The following is a 17,444-nucleotide window of genomic DNA, read 5'->3' on the forward strand; positions in this document are numbered from 1 at the left end:
CCCTGCCGTGTCCATTTTGAAGAAGGATGTTTTCAGATGATTAAATTCCGTCTCGCACACCTTGGCCTCGCGATGGCCGCTCTCGGTTTCACCGCCGCCCTGCCGGTCGCCGGCCTGGCCCCTGTGCACGCCGCGGTCACCCTGCGTCCGGAAGTCGGCAAACCTCTGCAGCAGGCCCAGAACCTGATCAAGCAGGGCAATGCCAAGGGCGCCCTGGCTGCCCTGCGCGACGCGGATAAGGCTGCGAAAACCGACGACGAACGCTTCCTGATCGAGCGCGTGCGCGCCTCGGCGGCGTCCTCGGCCGGCGACTGGAACACCGCCGCCAGCTCGTTCGAAAAGCTGCTCGACTCGGGCAAGCTGAGCGCCGGCGAACGTTCGCAGTTCTCGGAAGGCCTGGTCGGCATCTACATGCGCGCCGGCGACCTGAACAAGGCGAACGCCACCATCCAGAAGCTGCTGCAAAAAGGCAACGACCCTAAGCTGCGCGCCTACCTGCTGCAGAACTACTACAAGCAAGGTAATGTCGCCGCGCTGGAGCAGGAGCTGCGCAATGCGGAGAAGAGCGGCCGCCTGAGCGAAGACGAGCTCGGCATGCTGGCAAACATCCAGCTCAAGAAGAACGACAAGGCCGGCTACGTCCAGACCATCGAGAAACTGGCCGCCGGCTATCCGAAGGCCCAGTACTGGAACGACCTGCTGAACCGCGTGCAGGGCAAGCCGGGCTTCTCGGGCCGCCTGTCGGTCGACGTCTACCGCCTGAAGCTGGCGAACAACCTGATGAAGAAGCCGAGCGAGTACATGGAAATGGCCCAGCTCGTGCTGCAGGACAAGGCGCCGGCAGAAGCATTGAAGGTGATCGACAAGGGCTACAAGGCCGGCGCGCTGGGTACCGGCGCCGATGCCGAACGCCACAAGCGCCTGAAGGATCTGGCAGAGAAGAACCTGGCCGACCAGAACAAGAACGTCGCTGCCCTCGAAGCCGAATACACGGCCGCCAAGGACAACGACGCCCTGGTGGGCCTCGGCTACGCACTGGTGCAATCGGGCCAGGCCGACAAGGGCCTGAAGATGATGGAAGCCGCGATCAAGGCAGGCGGCCTTCGCCGCGCCGACGAAGCCAAGCTGCGCCTGGGCGAAGCCTATGCCGCGGCCGGCCGCAAGCAGCAGGCGATCAACACCCTCAAGACCGTGGGCGGCAAGGACGGTTCGGCCGACCTGGCGCGCTACTGGATCATGGCGATCAATCGTCCGATTGCCTGATTCCCTCGTTCGAGCATGCGAACGCCGCCTTTCGAGGCGGCGTTTTTTTTGCCGACCACGCCTCTCCCCCGGGGGTCATCCCCCCGGGGGGTCAGGTCTGACATTTAGACACGAACACAGCATTGATGGCCTACAGTCCGCGGCCGACAGTTCAGCTCGTGTCCGAATGTCAGACCTGACCCCGGTGTTGGAGCCCAGTGTTGCGCGCAACCGCATCCCCGGGCCGCGCCTGGGCTCAGCCCTCCCCTCGCCTGGGCCCACGTTGCTGTGCAACATGCGAGTTACCGTATAATCCTTATTTCGCGCCGGAGCCTCCGGCAGCGCCAAGGAACCATTGATGAAGGTATTTCGCGGACTTCCCAACGACAGGGCGCGCGCGCCCTGCGCACTCACGATCGGCAACTTTGACGGTGTCCACCGCGGCCACCAGGCATTGTTGGCGCACGTGCGCGCAGCTGCCGCCGAGCTGGGCATCGAAGCCGCCGTCATGACCTTCGAACCGCATCCGCGCGAATACTTCGCGCGGCGCACGGGCGACCTGTCGAAGGCCCCGGCCCGCATCGCCAACCTGCGCGACAAGCTGGGCGACCTCGAGCGCGCCGGCATCGACCGCGTCATCGTCGAACACTTCAACGAACACTTCGCCTCCCAGTCGCCGCAGGATTTCATCGAGCGCGTGCTGGTCGACGGCCTGCACGTCAAATGGCTGATGGTGGGCGACGACTTCCGTTTCGGCGCAAAACGCGCCGGCGACATCGCCATGCTGCAGCAGGCCGGCCGCGAATTCGGTTTCCAGGTCGAGACCCTTTCCGCCGTGATGCACGGCGCGCGCCGCATCTCCTCCTCGGCCGTGCGCGAGGCCCTGCGGGAAGCCGATTTCGGCGCCACCCAGGAACTGCTCGGCCATCCCTACGCCATGTCCGGCCACGTGATCCACGGCCAGAAGCTGGGCCGCACCCTGGGCTTCCCAACCCTGAACCTGCGCGTTGCGCATCGACCGGCCCTGTGCGGCATTTTCGTGGTACAGGTGCATGGTCTGGCCGACCAGCCCTTGCCGGCGGTGGCCAGCCTCGGCGTGCGTCCCACCGTCGAAGACGCCGGCCGCATGCTGCTCGAGGTCCACGTCTTCGACTATAACGAGCCCGCCTACGGCAAGCTGGTCCGGGTCGAATTCCTCGCCAAGCTGCGCGACGAGGAAAAATACGTCGACCTCGCCACCCTCACCGCCGCGATCGAAGGCGACGCCCTGCAGGCACGCGCCTTCTTCGCGCACCGCAACGGCGCGCTGACCGCCACCGACCGAATTTGAGCCCTGTCCCAGGCTGAGTTGACGCGCCGACAGGCTCCGGCGCACTGCGGCACATGCCGCGCCGAACCGAATTATTGAGAGAAGATCCCCTATGTCCGATACCAAACAAGTCCAGAACAACACCCAGAAGGGCGCGAAGAAGCCTGAGAGCAAATACCCGGTCAATATGACCGACACCGCCTTCCCGATGCGCGGCGACCTCGCCAAGCGCGAGCCGGGCTGGGTCAAGCAATGGCAAGAGAAAAAGATCTACCAGCGCATCCGCAAGGCCGCCGCCGGCCGTCCGAAGTTCATCCTGCACGACGGTCCTCCCTACGCGAACGGCGACATCCACCTGGGCCATGCCGTCAACAAGATCCTGAAAGACATGGTCGTCAAATCGCGCACCATGGCAGGCTTCGACGCGCCCTATGTGCCGGGCTGGGACTGCCATGGCATGCCGATCGAGATCCAGATCGAAAAACTGTACGGCAAGAACCTGCCGACCGCCGAGGTGCTGCAAAAGGCCCGCGCCTACGCGCTCGAACAGATCGACCGCCAGCGCGCCGGCTTCATCCGCCTGGGCGTGCTGGGCGAATGGGAAAACCCCTACATGACCATGGCCTACGGTAACGAGGCCGACGAGCTGCGCGCCCTCGGCAAGCTGCTGGAGAAGGGCTACGTCTACCGCGGCCTGAAGCCGGTGAACTGGTGCTTCGACTGCGGTTCGGCCCTGGCCGAGGCGGAAGTGGAATACCAGGACAAGCGCGACCCCGCGATCGACGTCGGCTTCCCGTTCGCCGAACCGGAAAAGGTCGCCGCGGCCTTCGGCCTGCCTTCCCTGCCTGCTACCCTCGGCTTCATCGTGATCTGGACCACCACCCCGTGGACCATCCCCTCGAACCAGGCGCTGAACGCCAATCCGGAAGTGACTTACGCGTTGGTCCAGGCCGAGCGTGACGGCCAGCCGCTCCTGCTGATCCTGGCCCAGGACCTGGTCGAAGCCACCTTGCAGCGCTACAAGCTGGAAGGCGCAATCATCGCCACCGCCCCGGGCGCCAAGTTGGAAGGCATCCGTTTCAAGCACCCGCTGCACGCGCAGGACCCCTTCTATGACCGCACCTCCCCGGTCTACCTGGCCGACTACGTCACGGTCGACAGCGGCACCGGCGTGGTCCACTCCGCGCCCGCCTACGGCCTGGAAGACTTCCAGTCCTGCAAGGCGCACGGCATGAAGGACGACGAGATCCTGAAACCCGTGATGGGCGACGGCCGCTTCGCCTCGACCCTGCCGCTGTTCGGCGGCCTGACCATCTGGGAAGCCAGCAAACCGATCTGCGAAGCCCTGCGCGCCGCCGGCGCCCTGTTCGAACTGAAGATGTTCGACCACAGCTACATGCACTGCTGGCGCCACAAGACCCCGATCGTCTACCGCGCGACCAGCCAGTGGTTCGCCGGCATGGACGTCACCCCGAAGGATGGCGGCGCCACCCTGCGCGAAACCGCACTGGCCGGCATCGCCGAAACCAGGTTCTTCCCCGACTGGGGCCAGGCGCGCCTGCAGGGCATGATCGCCAACCGTCCGGACTGGACCCTGTCGCGCCAGCGCCAGTGGGGCGTGCCGATGGCCTTCTTCATCCACAAGGAGACCGGCGAGCTGCACCCGCGCACTCCGGAACTGCTGGAGCAGGTCGCCCAGCTGATCGAAGCCGGGGGCATCGAAGCCTGGCAGCAGCTCGACCCGGCGGAACTGCTGGGCGCGGATGCGGCCAGCTACGAGAAGAACAAGGACACGCTGGACGTGTGGTTCGACTCCGGCTCGACCCACCAGACCGTGCTGCGCGGCTCGCACGCCGAGCAGTCGGCCTTCCCGGCCGACCTGTACCTGGAGGGTTCGGACCAGCACCGCGGCTGGTTCCACTCCTCGCTGCTGACCTCCTCGATGCTCAACGGCCGTCCGCCCTACAAGGCGCTGCTGACCCACGGCTTCACCGTCGACGAGAACGGCAAGAAGATGTCTAAGTCGCTCGGCAACACCCTGGCGCCGCAGAAGATCTCCGACACCCTGGGCGCCGACATCCTGCGCCTGTGGGTGGCCTCGACCGACTACACGGGCGAGCTGTCGATCGGCGAAGAGATCCTCAAGCGCGTCACCGAATCGTATCGCCGCATCCGCAACACCCTGCGCTTCCTGCTGGCGAACACCTCGGACTTCGACCCGGCCAAGCATGCGGTGAAGGTGGAAGAGCTGTTCGAGATCGACCGCTACGCCCTGGCCGAGACGGCCAGGCTGCAGCAGGACATCGCCGCGCACTTCGAGCGCTACGAGTTCCACCCGGTGGTCGCCCGCCTGCAGAACTTCTGCTCGGAAGACCTGGGCGGCTTCTACCTCGACATCCTGAAGGACCGCCTGTACACCACCGGCGTCGATTCGCAAGCCCGCCGCTCGGCCCAGACCGCGCTGTGGCACATCGCGCACAGCCTGCTGCGCGTGATGGCGCCGATCCTCTCCTTCACCGCCGAGGAAGCCTGGGCCGTGTTCGCGGGCCAGCAAGCCTTGCTCGAGTCCGACGAGACCATCTTCACCCAGACGCTGTGGACCTTCCCGGCGATCGCGGACAGCGATGCCCTGCTGGCCAAGTACGCGGCCCTGCGCGAAGTGCGAGCGAGCGTCACCAAGCAGCTGGAAGAAGTGCGCGCCTCGGGCGCCATCGGCTCCTCGCTGCAGGCGGAGCTGGCGATCAAGGCGGCCGGCGACAAGTACGACCTCCTGGCCAGCCTGGACGACGACCTGAAGTTCGTCTTCATCACCTCGCAGGCCAGCGTCGAGCAGGTCGGCGACGCGGCGAACGAAGCGGTGGCCGTGACCCCGTCGGAAGCGGAAAAGTGCGAGCGCTGCTGGCACTACCGCCGCGACGTCGGCCACGATTCCGCGCATCCGGGCCTGTGCGGCCGCTGCACCAGCAACCTGTTCGGCAGCGGCGAAGCGCGCCGCTTCGCTTAAGCCTTCCCGGCACCACGCCCCACCGTGCGATGTGACAGCACGGCGGGGCGGCCACTACCAACCTGACCATGGCCACCAAAACCAAAAAAGCTTCGCCGGGCGCCAAGCCCGTCTACAAAAGTTCTTCCGCCAGCCTGATGCCGTGGTTCGGCATCGCCCTGGTGGTGATCCTGCTCGACCAGGTCACCAAGCTCACCGTCGAGCGCACCTTCGCCTATGGCGAGACGGTGCCGCTGACCAGCTTCTTCAACCTGATCAAGGTCTACAACCCGGGCGCGGCCTTCAGCTTCCTGGGCGACGCCGGCGGCTGGCAGCGCTACTTCTTCACCGGCATCGCGATCGCTGCCGTCGGCTTCATCCTCTACCTGATGAAGAAGCACGCCAGCCAGCGCCTGTTCTGCTTCGCCCTGGCCCTCATCATGGGCGGCGCCATCGGCAACGTGATCGACCGCCTGGCCTACGGCCACGTGATCGACTTCCTCGATTTTTACTTAGCCGGCGTCGGCCACTTCCCGGCCTTTAACATCGCCGACATCGGCATCTCGGTCGGCGCCTTCCTGTTCATCGTCGACGAGCTGCGGCGCGTGAACAAGTCCTGAACACGCTGAAGGGATGATGAGCATGGATCTCAAGGACAAGAAGATCGTCCTCGGCCTGACCGGGGGCGTGGCCTGCTACAAGGCGGCGGAACTGTGCCGCGCCCTGGTCAAGCAGGGCGCGAAAGTGCAGGTCGTGATGAGCGAAGCCGCCACCCACTTCATCGGCACGGTCACCATGCAGGCACTGTCCGGCCAGCCGGTCTTCACGGACCAGTGGGACGCCCGCATGGCCAACAACATGGCCCACATCGACCTGACGCGCGACGCCGACGCCATCCTGGTCGCGCCCTGCTCGGCCGACTTCATGCGCAAGCTCGCCCACGGCGCGGCCGACGACCTGCTCTCGACCCTGTGCGTGGCGCGCCCGCGCCGCGTGCCGCTGCACGTGGCCCCGGCGATGAACGTCGAGATGTGGGAGAACCCGGCCACCCAGCGCAACGTGAAGCAGCTGATCGAAGACGGCATTTGCCTGTTCGGTCCCGCGGCGGGCTCGCAGGCCTGCGGCGAGACGGGCCTGGGCCGCATGCTGGAAGCGGACGAGCTGGTCGAGGAACTGGTGGCGTCGTTCCAGCACAAGGTGCTGGCCGGCCGCCGCGTCCTGATCACGGCCGGCCCGACCTTCGAGCCGATCGATCCGGTGCGCGGCATCACCAATCTTTCATCGGGCAAGATGGGCTACGCGGTGGCGCGCGCCGCGCGCGAAGCCGGCGCGGACGTCACCCTGGTGTCCGGCCCCACCGCCCTGCCGACCCCGCACGGCGTGCGCCGCATCGACGTGCTGACCGCCCAGCAGATGCACGACGTGGTCATGGCCGGCATCGAGGGCCAGCACGTCTTCATCGGCGTGGCGGCCGTGGCCGATTGGCGCGTGGCCAATGCCTCCGACCAGAAAATCAAGAAGGCCGAGGGAGGGGGCGCGCCGCAGCTGGAGTTCGTGCAGAACGCCGACATCCTGGCCACCGTCGCCGCCACCACCACGCTGTCGGGCTGGCCCTATTGCGTGGGCTTCGCCGCGGAATCCGAGAACCTGATGGCCTACGGCGCCGCCAAGCGCGAGAAAAAAGGCATCCCTCTGTTGGTGGGCAATATCGGCCCGCAGACCTTCGGGCAGGATGAGAACACCATCATCCTCTTCGACGAGACCGGCCCTACCCTGCTCCCCCGCGCCGACAAGCTGACGCTGGCCCGCCAGCTGGTTTCCGAAATCGCGAAGCGCCTGGAACGGCGCTCGCTTCTGACGTAAGAAAAACAATGAAACAGATCGACCTGAAAATCCTCGACCCGCGCATGAAGGAGCTGCTGCCCGCCTACGGCACGCCCGGCAGCGCGGGCCTCGACCTGCGCGCCTGCATCGACGCGCCCCTCACCATCGAACCGGGCCAGACCGTGCTGGTGCCGACCGGCCTGGCCATCCACATCGGCGACCCGGGCTATGCGGCCATGATCCTGCCGCGCAGTGGGCTCGGCCATAAGAACGGCATCGTTCTCGGCAATCTGGTAGGCTTGATCGACTCCGACTACCAGGGCCAGCTCATGGTCTCGACCTGGAACCGCGGCCACACGACCTTCACGCTGCAGCCGATGGACCGGCTCGCCCAGCTCGTGATCGTGCCGGTGCTGCAGGTGGGCTTCAACGTGGTGGAGGAGTTCGCATCGAGCGAACGGGGCGCCGGAGGATTCGGCAGCACCGGCAAGCAATAACAAAGCGATCAAGGAGGAACATGAGCCGTATGCATTTGCGTCCGCATTTTCAACACCTTGCGGTGGGCATTGCCGCAGCGGTCCTGCTGTCGGCCTGCGCCACGCAAGGCCCCATGCGACCAGGCCAGCCGCTCCCGCCGGGGCAGGTGGCGCCGGAAGTACCGCAAGTGACGCCGGAGATGACGGCGGCAGCCGAGACCCTCACCCGCATGGCGACCCTGCAGGACCGCCTGTACAAGGTCTCCGCCCCCCTCCTGATCGACAATGCGGAACTGTGCACGCGCCACGCGCGCAACCTGCTCGGCTTCACCGCCAAGAACCGCTACACCTATCCGGGCCAGTACAACGAGGCCGCCCACGCCGTGCTCGGCATGGGCGAGCGCCTGCAGGTGACCAATGTGTTGAATGGCAGCGGCGCCGCCAAGGCCGGCCTGCGCCAGGGCGACGAACTGGTCGCGGCCGCCGGCACGCCCCTGCCCACCGGTCCTGACGCGCTGTCCAAGGTCGGCGCCGTGTTCGGGCCCATCGTCACCAAGCAGGCTTCGCTGCCGCTGACCATCGCCCGCAATGGCCGCGAACGCGACCTGACCGTGCCGGTCACCCGCGCCTGCGCCTTCGCGATCGAGCTGGGCAACGCCGACAACGTGAATGCCTATGCCGACGGCTCGCGCATCATGGTCACGCGCGGCATGATGGGCTTCGTGCAGAACGACGACGAGCTGGCCTATGTGGTCGCCCACACGATGGCGCATAACATGCTCGGCCACGCCGCCAACCAGCGCAACGCGGCCACCATCGGCAGCGTCATCGACAACCTGACCCGCATCACGCCGGACACCTCGATGCTGATCGGCAGCAGCGGCATCAAGGCCATGCCGCAGTCGCTGGACGTCGCGGCCGACCGCCTGGCCATCTACCTGCTGGCGCGCGCCGACTACCGCATCGAGAACGCCGGCGCCTTCTGGAAGCGCTTCGCCGCCACCTATCCGGCGACGGTGCTCAACGGGCATACGGCGAACCACCCCGCGCTCGCGCAGCGCACGGCCGCCATCGACAAGGCGGTGGCCGAAGTGAAGTCCAAGAAGTCCGCAAATAAACCGCTGACACCGTAGGGTGGACCGGGGCGCGCAGCCGGGTTTCCCGTCCGCGCGTTCAAACAGCGGGGGATTGCAAGCAGCGCATCCATTCGCGGGGGAGTTGAACGCGCGGACGGCGAAGCCGTAGATCGGTCCACTGGACCGATCTACCCCTACGGTCCGACGCTTCGGCCGCGTTTTTTGTATCATTGTCCATCTCCCACCTGCGTAACTCCCCATGGACAGCATCGACCTCGACGTATTGAAGACCTGTGACGCCTGGCTCGCCGCCGGGCGGCGCTGCCAGCTGGTCACGGTCATCAAGACCTGGGGCTCCAGCCCGCGCCCGATCGGCGCCACGCTCGGCGTCTGCGAAGACGGCAGCGTGGTCGGCTCGGTGTCGGGCGGCTGCATCGAGGATGACCTGATCGCGCGCGTGCGTGCGGGCGGCGTCGCCCTGGCGCGGCCCGAGATCGTCAGCTACGGCATCAGCGCCGACGAGGCGCACCGCTTCGGCCTGCCCTGCGGCGGCACCATCGAACTCGCCATCGAGCCGCTCACGCAGGACAGCCGCATCCGCGAACTGCTGGACCGCCTCGCCGCCGGCGAACTGGTCGAGCGCCGCGTCGCCCTGAGCACCGGCGCGGTCGCGCTGAACCGCGCCGGCGCGGGCGCCCTCGTGCAAGTCGAGGACGGCGTCCTCACCACCCTCCACGGACCGCGCTGGCGCCTGTTCATCATCGGCGCCGGCCCCCTGTCGCGCTTCCTGGCCCAGGTGGCGAGCGGCATGGACTACCGCGTCGTCGTCTGCGACCCGCGCGAGGAATACCGCAGCGGCTGGAACCTGGAAGGCGTGGAACTGGTGCACGCGATGCCGGACGACCTCGTGATCGAGGCGCGCCTGGATGCGCGCAGCGCCGTGGTGGCCCTCACCCACGATCCGAAACTGGATGACCTGGCGCTGATGGAAGCGCTGAAATCCGATGCCTTCTATGTCGGCGCGATCGGCTCGCGCCTGAACAACGAGAAGCGGCGCGAGCGCCTGAAACTGTTCGACCTCGGCGAAGCACAGCTGGCGCGCCTGCATGGTCCGATCGGCATCTACATCGGCAGCAAGACGCCCGCCGAGATCGCGATCTCGATCATGGCCGAGATGACGGCCGTGAAGAATGGCGTGCCGGCGAACCTGCTGGTGCCGCATGCGGCGGCTCCGCAGCCGGCCACCAGCGAAGCCTGCTCCATCCTCGCGGCCTGAGTTCCCGAGCAATTCCGAGCAATTCCAAAGCAAGATTCGGATGGCGTAGCCCAAGCCGCGCTATCATGATTGTCTTTTTGTCTTTGCCTGTTCCGTGAACACCGCGCATGAATACCGTTAATATGTTGCGCCTGGTGGCGCTGGCCGCCATCTGGGGCGGCTCCTTCCTCTTCATGCGCATCGCCGCACCGGTGCTCGGGCCGGCCGTGCTGATCGAATACCGGGTGCTGTTCGCGGCCCTGTTCCTGGCGGGCGTGGCCTGGATCATGCAGCGCCGCGGAAAAGGCGCGCCGCTCGACCTGCGCAACAACTGGAAGCACTACCTGATGCTGGGCTTCTTCAATTCGGCCCTGCCCTTCCTGCTGTTCGCCTTTGCCGCGCGGACCCTGTCCGCGTCCGTGCTGTCGGTGCTGAACGCGACCGCGCCCATGTTTGGCGCGCTGGTGGGGGCCGTGTGGGCGCGCCAGAAAGTCTCCGGCCGCGCGGCCCTGGGCCTGGTGCTGGGCACCGTGGGCGTGAGCCTGCTGGTGGGCTTCGACCACGTCTCCGAGCGGCCCGGCGCGGCCATCGCGATCGCGGCCGCCCTGGTGGCGGCCTTCTGCTACAGCATCGCCAGCCAGTACGCGAAATCCGCCAGGGCCGTGGCGCCCTTCGCCAACGCGCACGGCTCGATGTGGGCCGCGACCATCTGCACCATCCCGGCCCTGGCCTTCTTCCCCTCGCCCGGCGAACCGACCGTGGGCATCATGGCCGCCGTGCTCGCGCTCGGCGTGCTGTGCAGCGGCATTGCCTACATCCTCTACTTCAAGCTGATCGAGGAAGTCGGCACCACCTCGGCGCTGACGGTCACTTTTCTCAATCCGATGTTCGGCATCCTGTGGGGCGCGATCTTCCTGCATGAGGTGATCGGCTGGCATACGCTGCTCGGCTCGGCGATCGTGCTGGTCGGCACGGCCCTGGTGACGGGCTTCGTGCCGTCCTTCCTGCGCCCCTCCCCCGCCGCGCAGGGCAAGTGATGCGCACCGAACTGCGCCTGGACCTGCCCGCCGGCTACCGCACCCAGGACGTGCTGGCTTTCCACAGCCGCGATACCGAAGGGCTGGCGGAACAGGTGAGCCCCGCCGGGCTGCGCAAAGGCATATTGCTCGATGGCGTGCCGGTCGTGCTCGAGGTGGCATTCGAAGCGGATGCAGCGCGCTGCACGGTCGATGCCGACGGCGGGCTTACCGAAGCGCTGCTCAAACAGGCGCACGAGGCCTTGCTCAATATTCTGGGCCTGCGCATCGACCCGGCGGCCTTCGCCGCCTCCGTGTGCGACGACCCGGTGCTCGGCCCCGTGGTGGCGCGCCAGCCCGGCCTGCGCATCGTGCAATCGGCGACGATCTTCGAAGCGCTGACCTGGGCCATCATCGGCCAGCAGATCAACCTGCCCTTCGCCATCTCCCTGCGCCGCACCTTCATCGGGCTGGCGGGACGCCCGCATACGAGCGGCCTGTGGTGCTATCCGGAAGCGCAAGACGTGGCGCGGCTCACGCTGGAAGACCTGACGACCCGTAAATTTTCGCGAGCAAAAGCCGAGACCCTGCTGCGCTTCGCCGGACTGGTCGCCGACGGCAAGGTCGCGCTCGACCGCGATCGCCCGGTGGATGAAGTTGTAGAGGAACTGCTGGCCATCAAGGGTATCGGTCCCTGGACCGTCAACTACGCCCTGCTGCGCGGCTACGGTTACCCGGACTGCTCGCTGCAGGGAGACGTGGCGATCCGCACCGCCTTCCACCGCCTGCTTGGCGGAGACGAACGTCCCGGCATCGCGGCGACGGAGAAGCTGCTGGCGCGCTTTGCGCCGCATCGCACGATGGCGGCGGCCTACCTGTGGGCCAGTCTCGCGGATAGCCCGTCCTAGCCGTTCCCTCTGCACGAGATTGTCACTGCCGGCTCAGCGCATCATGTCCGGCAGCGCCGATGCCAGCGCATCCACCAGCACGCGCAGCCGGCGCGCGACGTGCGGCGTCTGCAACCACAGTGCGTGGACGTCGTAGGGGTAAGCCGAATGCTCGGCGAAGAGCTCCACCAGCTGGCCGCTGCGAATGCGCTCGCGCACGAGCCAGCGCGGCACCCACGCAATGCCTGCACCCGCGGTGGCCGCGTCCGCGATGGCGTCCAGGTCGTCGAAGCTGAGACGATGCGCGGGGCGCACCTCGAGCGGCCCGCCGCCGTCGACCGGGAACAGCCAGGGCGGCGCAGGCCCGGTACGCCGGTAGGCGAGCCCCGCATGCGCTTCCAGTTCGGCCAGCGAGGCCGGCCGGCCCTTCTTGGCCAGGTAGGCTGGCGCCGCGCACACGGCCATGGCCTGGCTGGCGAGGTGGCGCGCGACGACGCCCTGGATTGGCGCCGGCGTACCGGTACGGATGGCCAGGTCGTAGCCATCCTCGGCCAGGTCGATGAGGCGGTCGCTGAAGGACAGGTCCATTTCCAGGCCAGGGTACTCGCGGGCCAGCTCGAGGATCACGGGCAGGACGCAATGGCGGCCGAAATGGACCGGCGCCGTCACGCGCAAGCGGCCATGCAGGGCGTGCAGCTGGTCTGCCGCCAGGGCGTCCGCGGCATCGGCTTCCGCCAGGATTGTCCGGCAGCGCTCGTAATAGCTGCGTCCGAACTCCGTCAGCGCCTGGCGGCGGGTCGTACGATTGATCAGTTGCACGCGCAGCCGCTCCTCGAGGAAGCGGATGTGCTTTCCCACCATGGTCGGCGACATGCCTAGCTCTTCAGCAGCGGCGGCGAAAGAGCCCAGCTCAGCCACGCGGACGAATACCGCCATACTATGCAGGCGATCCATTCAACACTCCTGGTTTTTTCTGACAATCATAATGCAGAGTTTATCCGCCGAACCGCCGCCAATATAGTGGATTCCTCTCTCACATTCAGGAGTCGACAATGGCACGCATCGTTCGTTTCTATCAGCATGGCGGTCCGGAAGTTCTGCGCATCGAAGACGTGGAGGTAGCGCCGCCCGGGCCGGGGGAAGTGCGCATCGCGATCAAGGCCCTGGGCCTGAACCGGGCCGAAGCCCTGATGCGCAGCGGCAGCTATATCGAAACGCCCTCCCTGCCTTCAAGCCTGGGCCTGGAGGCGGCGGGCATCGTCGACCAGGTAGGCGCCGGCGTCACCTCGGTGGCAAAGGGGGACGCGGTGAGCATCGTGCCGCCCGTGTCCATGAGCCGGTGGCCGGCGTATGCCGAGCTGGCGAACTTCCCCGCCGCCCTGGTCGTCAAGCATCCCCCGGTGCTGGGCTGGGCGGGGGCGGCTGCCTTGTGGATGGCCTACCTGACTGCTTACGGGGCGCTCATCGATATCGCAGGGCTCGGTCGGGGAGACACCGTCGCGATCACGGCAGCCTCGAGCAGCGTCGGCCTGGCTGCGATCCAGGTCGCCCGCCTCGTCGGCGCGCGCACCATCGCGCTGACCCGCACGTCCGACAAGAAGGAAAGCCTGCTGGAAGCGGGCGCCGCGCACGCGATCGCCACCAGCGAAGAGGATGTCGGATCAGCATTGCAGGCGCTGGCCGGACCCGGCGGCGTGCGCGTCGTCCTCGATCCGGTCGGCGGGCCGCTCTTCGTGCCGCTCACGGACGCCATGTCGCCGGGCGGCATCCTCCTGGAGTACGGCGGCCTGAGCCGGGAGCCGACACCCTTCCCCCTGTTCACCGTTTTGAGCAAGCACCTCACCCTGCGCGGCTATCTCGTCCACGAGATCCTCACCGATCCGGAACGCCTTGCCGCGGCCACGCGCTTCATCGTCGATGGCGTGATGGCCGGCGCCCTGCGGCCGGTGATCGCCAAGGTGTTTCCTTTCGAGCAGATTGTGGAGGCGCACCGCTTCCTGGAATCGAATGCGCAGTTCGGCAAGGTGGTGGTCTCCTTATGACGCCGCCTTTCCCGGTATGCAGCGATAGGTGGCCGCCCAGAACAGCAAGGCCAGGAGGCTGATGGCCGCACCGAGGCCGCACACGCCGATCCATCCTGCGCGCGCATGGACCATGGTCGCGCCGATGGCGCCGGCGCCGCTGCCGACCGCATAGAAGAGCATGTAGGCGCCGACAAGGCGGCCATGGGCATCCGGGTTGGAACGGAAGATCATGCCCTGGTTCGTCACATGGATGGCCTGCCCTCCCGCGTCGAGCAGCACGATGCCGGCGACCAGCATCCAGAGCGACAGCGTCATCATCGACAGCGGCAGCCAGGCCAGCAGGAGCAGCAGCAAGGCCAGCAGGCTGGTCTGCCGCTCGAGCCCCCGGTCGGCGAGGCGCCCTGCATCCGTCGCCACCAGGGCCCCCAGGGCGCCGACCAGGCCGAAGGCGCCGATCATGGAATGGGAATACCGGTAGGGAGGTGCGCTGAGAACCAGGACCAGGGCACTCCAGAAAACATTGAATGCGGCAAACATCAGCAAGGCAAGGGTGCCGCGGATCTGGAGTGTGCGGTGCCGGCGCAAGAGCACGAACATCGACGCCAGCAGGCTTGGGTAAGGCATGTAGGGCTGGGCAAGAGGAAGCCGCGGCAGGCGCTTCGCTATCGGGAATGCGAGCAGGATCATCGCTGCCGCGGAGCAGAGGTAGACGCTGCGCCAGCCGGACACATCCGAGATCGTGCCCGCTACCACGCGGGCCAGGAGCAGACCGAGGAAGACCCCTCCCTGGGTGGCGCCGACCGCCTGTCCGCGCTCGCCTGGCGCCGACGCGCTGGCGGCATACGCGATCAGGCCCTGTGTCATGGCCGTGCCGAGCAGTCCAGTCAGGAGCATGGCCGCCATCAGCATGGCGGCCGATTGTGCGACACCCACGAGCACCAGGGCCCCGACCAGCAGCACCATCTGCACCAGCATGAGCTTGCGGCGTTCGACCAGGTCCCCCAGCGGCACCAGCAGCAGGAGCGCCAGGGCGCAACCGAGCTGGGTGGCCGTCAGCACACCGCCGATTGCGGCATGGGAGATCGAGAAGTCCGAGGCCAGGCGGTCGAGCAAGGCCTGGGCATAGTAGACGTTTGCAACGCTCATCCCCGCCGCGAGCGCAAACAGGAAGGTGGCGCCGCGCGACAAGGCTGGCGGAATATCGGCTTTGCCGGGCAAATCGACTGGACTGGCGGACCGCATGCACTCCTCCCTCAACTGGTTTCAAATTGAAACCAGTTGAGGGATAGGTGAGCTGGTTTTAAAATGCAACCACAATCTTCCCCCATATCGAGCACCCGATGACGAAGCCGGCACCCACCAGCAATGAACCCTGTCCGGTAGCCCGGGCGACCAGCCTCATCGGTGACCGCTGGTCACTGCTGATCGTGCGCGACGCCTTTGACGGCGTGCGCCGGTTCAGCGATTTCCAGCGCAGCCTCGGCGTAGCCAAAAACATCCTGTCGGACCGGCTGCGCAAGCTGGTCGACGCGGGCATCCTTGCCTGCCAGGCATCCAGGGAAGGCAGCGCTTATCAGGAATACGTCCTGACGGAGGCCGGGAACGACCTGTTTCCCCTTGTATTGGCATTGCGTCAGTGGGGTGAGCGGCAACTGTTCTCGCCGGGTGAAGCGCACTCTGAACTCATCGAGACGGCAAGCGGAAAGCCGGTCGCCGCGATGCTGCCCAGGCGCCAGGATGGCAGCGTTCTCATGCCTCACGACACCAGGGTGCGCAAACTGCCCTGAAGGCATACCGGGCGATCATCAATTCCACCTCGGCAGGTCGTCGAACTGTTGCGCCCCCTCGCCTGAAAACCTTATCAGCTCAGGCAAGGGCACCGTAGCAAGATTATCGCGGCCGTAATGCCCACCCAGCGCACTCGGAATCTTGAGGCAATACTTGCGATCATCCGTGAGCGGGCCCAGCGTCAGCTCGGCCAGCTTCACGACTTCCGGCATATACCAGTCGTTCAGGAAATCCTGGTTGTAGGCCAGCGCGTCGAAGGCATCCCGGCTGTTGGCCACCGGCTCGCAGCACAGGTCTTGCGGACGCAGGCGCCAGAAGCGGCCTTCGTCGTCACGGATGATGAGATTGCCGAATGCATTGGCCCCGAGGACTTCGACCGCGTTCAAACCGGACCAGCCCCAAGCCTCGTTGATGTCGTCTACGTTGATCATGTCTTGTCCCTTTGCACTGCCGGCGGCAAGGAAAGCCCACGCGCCGGCCCTCGCGTGTTGGACCAGACTAGGGAAGCAAGATTTCAGGCAGACGCATCAGGCTTGCGCTGCGTCGCAAAAACCCCTTGGGGTCAGGTCTGACATTCGGACACAAGCTCAACCGTAACAACACACCACTGCTGTGCTCGTGTCCAGATGTCAGACCTGACACCCGGGTTTGCAAGAAATATGGGGGGAATGAAAAAGCCGCTGATGTCATCGACATCAACGGCTTCGAATTTGGTTGCGGGGACAGGATTTGAACCTGTGACCTTCGGGTTATGAGCCCGACGAGCTGCCAGACTGCTCCACCCCGCGTCTGATGGAATGAATTATACGCCGAACCAGTGCATTAGGCAAATGCAATGCTCTCCTGGTGTGCGATTGCAGCACAACATGGCTCATCAATAACAGGACGCGGCACGGGGACCACGCCGTGCCAACGGCATGGTGCGGCCGATTCAGTGTAAAGTAAGCACAATCTCAACCTGCCGCTGACCTATGAAATTCTGTTCCGAGTGCGCCCATCCCGTCGCCCTGGCGATTCCCGAAGGCGACAACCGGCCGCGCTACGTCTGCCCGCACTGCCACACCATCCATTACCAGAATCCGAAGCTGGTGATCGGTTCGATTCCCGTCTGGGAACAGGACGGCAAGCTGCAGGTGCTGCTGTGCAAGCGCGCGATCGAACCGCGCTACGGATACTGGACCTTGCCGGCAGGCTTCATGGAGAACGAAGAAACCACCGAGCAGGCGGCGGTGCGCGAGACCGAGGAGGAAGCCGGCGCCAATGTCGAACTGGGCAATCTCTTCACCCTGCTGAACGTCGCCCACGTGCACCAGGTCCACCTGTTCTACCTCGCGCGCCTGCGCGACCTGGACTTCGCCCCGGGCGAGGAAAGCCTGGAAGTCGCGCTCTACACGCAGGACAAGATTCCTTGGGACGAGCTCGCCTTTCCAACCGTGCGCACCACGCTGGAACTCTTTTTCCAGGACCGCGTCAAAGTGCGCGAAGGCGGCAGCTATGGTTTCCACAGCCGTGACATCGTGCGCACGATGCAGGCGCCGCGCGAACCCGACTGATCCAGCGAGGG

General features: G+C 66.1%; 16 protein-coding genes and 1 tRNA gene. 13 read left to right on the forward strand and 4 right to left on the reverse strand.

The window, feature by feature from the left end; all coding sequences use genetic code 11:
• Positions 1 to 36 precede the first annotated feature (36 nt).
• The 10 genes from NX780_RS02210 (at position 37) to NX780_RS02255 (ending at position 12,089) form a co-directional block, all read left to right on the forward strand.
• Positions 37 to 1,263, forward strand: a complete 1,227-nt coding sequence (locus NX780_RS02210; protein ID WP_258826234.1) for a tetratricopeptide repeat protein — start codon at positions 37 to 39, stop codon at positions 1,261 to 1,263.
• A 337-nt stretch (positions 1,264 to 1,600) separates the two neighbouring features.
• Positions 1,601 to 2,572 carry a bifunctional riboflavin kinase/FAD synthetase gene (locus tag NX780_RS02215; protein WP_258826235.1) on the forward strand — a complete coding sequence of 324 codons (972 nt, stop codon included), beginning with the start codon at positions 1,601 to 1,603 and terminating at the stop codon, positions 2,570 to 2,572.
• Positions 2,573 to 2,663: 91 nt separating this feature from the next.
• A complete protein-coding gene (gene ileS / locus NX780_RS02220) occupies positions 2,664 to 5,555 on the forward strand; it encodes an isoleucine--tRNA ligase (protein ID WP_258826236.1) in 2,892 nt (963 codons plus the stop codon).
• 68 nt (positions 5,556 to 5,623) lie between these two features.
• A complete protein-coding gene (lspA, locus tag NX780_RS02225) occupies positions 5,624 to 6,154 on the forward strand; it encodes a signal peptidase II (RefSeq protein ID WP_258826237.1) in 531 nt (176 codons plus the stop codon).
• A 22-nt stretch (positions 6,155 to 6,176) separates the two neighbouring features.
• Positions 6,177 to 7,397 carry a bifunctional phosphopantothenoylcysteine decarboxylase/phosphopantothenate--cysteine ligase CoaBC gene (coaBC, locus tag NX780_RS02230; protein WP_258826238.1) on the forward strand — a complete coding sequence of 407 codons (1,221 nt, stop codon included), beginning with the start codon at positions 6,177 to 6,179 and terminating at the stop codon, positions 7,395 to 7,397.
• An 8-nt stretch (positions 7,398 to 7,405) separates the two neighbouring features.
• Positions 7,406 to 7,855, forward strand: coding sequence for a dUTP diphosphatase (dut, locus tag NX780_RS02235; protein WP_258826239.1), 450 nt, complete (start codon positions 7,406 to 7,408; stop codon positions 7,853 to 7,855).
• A 20-nt stretch (positions 7,856 to 7,875) separates the two neighbouring features.
• Complete coding sequence (locus tag NX780_RS02240; RefSeq protein ID WP_258826240.1) at positions 7,876 to 8,967, forward strand: M48 family metallopeptidase; 1,092 nt, start codon at positions 7,876 to 7,878, stop codon at positions 8,965 to 8,967.
• A 202-nt stretch (positions 8,968 to 9,169) separates the two neighbouring features.
• The gene (locus NX780_RS02245; RefSeq protein ID WP_258826241.1) at positions 9,170 to 10,186 is read left to right on the forward strand and encodes an XdhC family protein; all 1,017 of its coding nucleotides are present in this window, start codon (positions 9,170 to 9,172) and stop codon (positions 10,184 to 10,186) included.
• Between the two features lie 107 nt (positions 10,187 to 10,293).
• On the forward strand, positions 10,294 to 11,202 hold the full coding sequence (locus tag NX780_RS02250) for a DMT family transporter (protein WP_258826242.1): 909 nt from the start codon (positions 10,294 to 10,296) through the stop codon (positions 11,200 to 11,202).
• The gene (locus NX780_RS02255; protein WP_258826243.1) at positions 11,202 to 12,089 is read left to right on the forward strand and encodes a DNA-3-methyladenine glycosylase family protein; all 888 of its coding nucleotides are present in this window, start codon (positions 11,202 to 11,204) and stop codon (positions 12,087 to 12,089) included. The genes NX780_RS02250 and NX780_RS02255 overlap by 1 nt, the downstream gene beginning before the upstream one ends.
• A gap of 33 nt (positions 12,090 to 12,122) precedes the next feature.
• Here NX780_RS02255 and NX780_RS02260 read toward each other — a convergent pair whose 3' ends face one another.
• On the reverse strand, positions 12,123 to 13,022 hold the full coding sequence (locus NX780_RS02260) for a LysR family transcriptional regulator (RefSeq protein ID WP_258826244.1): 900 nt from the start codon (positions 13,020 to 13,022) through the stop codon (positions 12,123 to 12,125).
• A gap of 98 nt (positions 13,023 to 13,120) precedes the next feature.
• On the opposite strand from NX780_RS02260, the gene NX780_RS02265 reads away from it, so the two are divergent.
• Positions 13,121 to 14,110 carry a zinc-dependent alcohol dehydrogenase family protein gene (locus tag NX780_RS02265; protein WP_258826245.1) on the forward strand — a complete coding sequence of 330 codons (990 nt, stop codon included), beginning with the start codon at positions 13,121 to 13,123 and terminating at the stop codon, positions 14,108 to 14,110.
• Here NX780_RS02265 and NX780_RS02270 read toward each other — a convergent pair.
• Positions 14,105 to 15,334: an MFS transporter gene (locus NX780_RS02270; protein WP_370663571.1), complete on the reverse strand. Its 1,230-nt coding sequence runs from the start codon at positions 15,332 to 15,334 to the stop codon at positions 14,105 to 14,107. The genes NX780_RS02265 and NX780_RS02270 overlap by 6 nt on opposite strands.
• A gap of 98 nt (positions 15,335 to 15,432) precedes the next feature.
• Between NX780_RS02270 and NX780_RS02275 the strand changes: the two genes are divergently transcribed.
• Entirely contained in the window at positions 15,433 to 15,879 is a 447-nt protein-coding gene (locus tag NX780_RS02275; RefSeq protein ID WP_258826247.1) for a winged helix-turn-helix transcriptional regulator, read from the forward strand.
• Between the two features lie 18 nt (positions 15,880 to 15,897).
• Here the strand turns inward: NX780_RS02275 and NX780_RS02280 are convergent, their stop codons facing one another.
• Together NX780_RS02280 and NX780_RS02285 are read right to left on the reverse strand one after the other, a co-directional pair.
• Complete coding sequence (locus tag NX780_RS02280; protein ID WP_258826248.1) at positions 15,898 to 16,311, reverse strand: T6SS immunity protein Tdi1 domain-containing protein; 414 nt, start codon at positions 16,309 to 16,311, stop codon at positions 15,898 to 15,900.
• A gap of 280 nt (positions 16,312 to 16,591) precedes the next feature.
• A tRNA-Met gene (locus tag NX780_RS02285) sits at positions 16,592 to 16,668 on the reverse strand.
• Positions 16,669 to 16,851: 183 nt separating this feature from the next.
• Here NX780_RS02285 and NX780_RS02290 point away from each other — a divergent pair.
• Positions 16,852 to 17,433 (forward strand): NUDIX hydrolase, encoded by a 582-nt coding sequence (locus tag NX780_RS02290; RefSeq protein WP_258826249.1) that lies wholly within the window; start codon positions 16,852 to 16,854, stop codon positions 17,431 to 17,433.
• Positions 17,434 to 17,444: the final 11 nt, after the last annotated feature.

The sequence above is a fragment of the Massilia agri genome, assembly GCF_024753255.1.
GTDB lineage: Bacteria > Pseudomonadota > Gammaproteobacteria > Burkholderiales > Burkholderiaceae_D > Telluria > Telluria agri.